Source organism: Pseudomonas sp. NPDC087614, from assembly GCF_044743485.1.
Lineage (GTDB): Bacteria > Pseudomonadota > Gammaproteobacteria > Pseudomonadales > Pseudomonadaceae > Aquipseudomonas > Aquipseudomonas baetica_A.
Window position 1 is genome coordinate 1 of sequence record NZ_JBIUWN010000173.1, and the last position, 2,396, is coordinate 2,396.

General features: G+C 54.4%; 5 protein-coding genes. 2 read left to right on the forward strand and 3 right to left on the reverse strand.

Annotation, left to right across the window (positions count from 1 at the left end; all coding sequences use genetic code 11):
• Positions 1–81: 81 nt before the first annotated feature.
• Entirely contained in the window at positions 82–417 is a 336-nt protein-coding gene (locus ACIOWA_RS27835; protein WP_401162914.1) for a hypothetical protein, read from the forward strand.
• Here the strand turns inward: ACIOWA_RS27835 and ACIOWA_RS27840 are convergent, their stop codons facing one another.
• Positions 418–735 carry a hypothetical protein gene (locus ACIOWA_RS27840; RefSeq protein ID WP_401162915.1) on the reverse strand — a complete coding sequence of 106 codons (318 nt, stop codon included), beginning with the start codon at positions 733–735 and terminating at the stop codon, positions 418–420. It lies immediately after the preceding gene.
• 112 nt (positions 736–847) lie between these two features.
• Between ACIOWA_RS27840 and ACIOWA_RS27845 the strand changes: the two genes are divergently transcribed.
• Positions 848–1,450 carry a hypothetical protein gene (locus tag ACIOWA_RS27845; RefSeq protein WP_401162916.1) on the forward strand — a complete coding sequence of 201 codons (603 nt, stop codon included), beginning with the start codon at positions 848–850 and terminating at the stop codon, positions 1,448–1,450.
• A gap of 65 nt (positions 1,451–1,515) precedes the next feature.
• On the opposite strand, the gene ACIOWA_RS27850 is transcribed toward ACIOWA_RS27845, so the two are convergent.
• Entirely contained in the window at positions 1,516–1,704 is a 189-nt protein-coding gene (locus ACIOWA_RS27850) for a hypothetical protein (RefSeq protein WP_401162917.1), read from the reverse strand.
• Positions 1,705–1,780: 76 nt separating this feature from the next.
• Positions 1,781–2,185, reverse strand: a complete 405-nt coding sequence (locus tag ACIOWA_RS27855; protein ID WP_315436020.1) for a hypothetical protein — start codon at positions 2,183–2,185, stop codon at positions 1,781–1,783.
• Positions 2,186–2,396: the final 211 nt, after the last annotated feature.

Below are 2,396 nucleotides of genomic sequence, written 5' to 3' on the forward strand. Positions count from 1 at the left end.
CGAGACGGATCACGGACTGTTGAAGCTTAAAGTTACTGACCTGGCTGGACTTGCCGGCCAGCGGAATTGAAGAGGTAGGCCATGGCCAAGAGCAATGCGCAATTACAGAAGGACAAGCGAGCCAAGGAGAAGGCGCTGCTCGACCGGATCGGCGCCGAGAAGCGGCCGCTGATTGTTTCGAAAGCGCTTGATGATGCGCTTCAGGTGCTGGGCGAGCGCCACGGCTTCGAGGAATGGCAGGAGACGGTCTCCAGCTTCATCATCAATCTGGCCGCAGCGCCGGCTGAAGAGTCGGAACGCTTCGCAAGCATGTCGCGACCGGAAATCGTAGTTAAGGAAAAGTGGTCGCGGCAGCTTGAAGAGTTCGCCAAGACGGGGATTGAACCTTTGCTCGACCGCGTCAAAGCGCGCGGATAATCAGTTTATTTGTCGGGCAACAGTTGTTAAGTCCACCCAGTTGGCTGATGCAATATGGTCTTTTTGTTCACGCAAAGATGAGTTCTCAATCAGCTTGTCTTTTATTAATTTGAGAGTCTCCTGATCAGCTTTTTCGACCACGATCTCAAGCTGCGTGTCTTTAACGCGGCTTAGCTTAATCGCCGCGATTTGCGCTCCAATTAGCAGTGACCAGACCACAAATGGTTCACCGTTCTGAGGATGTCCTTCTTGGACCCTGACCTCTTCAATTACCACCAAGTTGGCATTATTAATTTGGCTTACTGAAAGCTTTGGCATTTGTGATTCCTCATATCGGCTCCGTGCCGAGCCAAAACAAATAACCCATCCACTCCCAAATTGCCACTGTCGCATCCGGTCACGGAGGGCGGCGCCTGACTGGAGATAATCCATGGATAAAAACACGAAGATCCTGATCCCGGAGATCCCTGGTGAGTGGACCCAGTGCCAGCGTAACGGCAGCCTCAACGTGTGGAACGGGGCGGATCATCACCGATTTCACCGTACCACTACCGACCAGCCTGAAGTAAGCCTGCGGCCCCCGGAAAACGGCCTGTACGCCGAACGTATCGATGGAGCTTGGTATTGGGTGTCTGGCTGCGCCAAGTGCAACGGAACCGGTGAGCAGTACAGTTATTCGGTGTGCGACAAGCACAACGTTTGCCGCCTGTGCGGCACTCACCGCTCTAAGCTCACGGAAACACCATGGGGCCATCCTGACGGCTTTACGTGCAAACCCTGCCAAGATGCCGAAGACGCAGTTGCGAAAGCGGCGGCGCTGGCCAAGGTCGCCGAGAGCGACTACGACGAGTGGGACTATCGTCTCCAAGACGAATGCAAGTGCCCGCATTGCGCCACCGTCATCCACATCGAGACGGAAGATTACGGCGACAAGAACATGGCCTGCGATACCTGCGCCGGCGAATTTGAGCTGGTCACCGAGTACACCGTTCAGTTCACCACCACGGTGATCGGCGATCGCATCACCGCCTGAACCGGCCCCATGCCGGGTCGAACACAAATACCGCAAAGGGCGGCAATTTGCCAGCAAGGCCGAATTCAGACGATGCTTGGCTCTTCAACCAGCCGATGCTTCGACTCCATGTAACTGGCCAGGTCGATCACCTCGCGAAGGAACACGCCCACCTCAAGCTTCACTGCGTCGTCCGGCAGCCCTATCCGTTTTAGCATCGCTTTAGCGTCCTCTTCGATAGCCGCTAGCGCATCTACATCGCTCTGTAACCTCATGTCGGCCTCCTGCCAGTGTGAGTTCAGAGATACATACCCCACTTATACGAATCACGCCAGCCGGCGAGCTGCGGCATCAGTTACTCGACTGAATGGCAACCATCGCAATGTCGCCATATGCCCAAATAAGCGACCCCGCTATAGCCAGCCAAAAAATGAATCGTTTGATCCAGAGTAAAGGCCGCACAAAAACAAGCCGAAGTTGATTGATTGCTTTGGAGCTAAAGCCTCGGGGAGAAAGTCGCTCAAGAGCGTTCGCCGCTTGCTCCTGCGCCGCAAACGCGAAGACCGCAGTGACAGCGCCGCTTCGCATAAACCAATCTGGAGCAGTACGACCAGAAGGCATTAGCACTCCAAACCATGCACCGATTGGCGTCACTAAAGCCAGTACGGCCAAGAATAGTGCAAGTGCTAATGCTGGAATTATCGACCATTGAGTCATTTCCTTGTAGCCAGGCTTTGGCGGCTCTTCCCTAGACATTTCCAACCCTCAACTTTTGAACGTCGAATATACAGACGAGGATCCCCTATGTCCGCACAACAGAAGAAACACCCCTTCGATTTCAAAACTCAATACGGGCTCGGCTTCAGCACTCACGGCGTTTTTCAAGGTTGTTGTCGCGTCGCCGTCTAACTATGCCGCTCTTTTCTCGGTCTGCTGCTGCCGATCCGGGTTCAACATCACAGTGCCC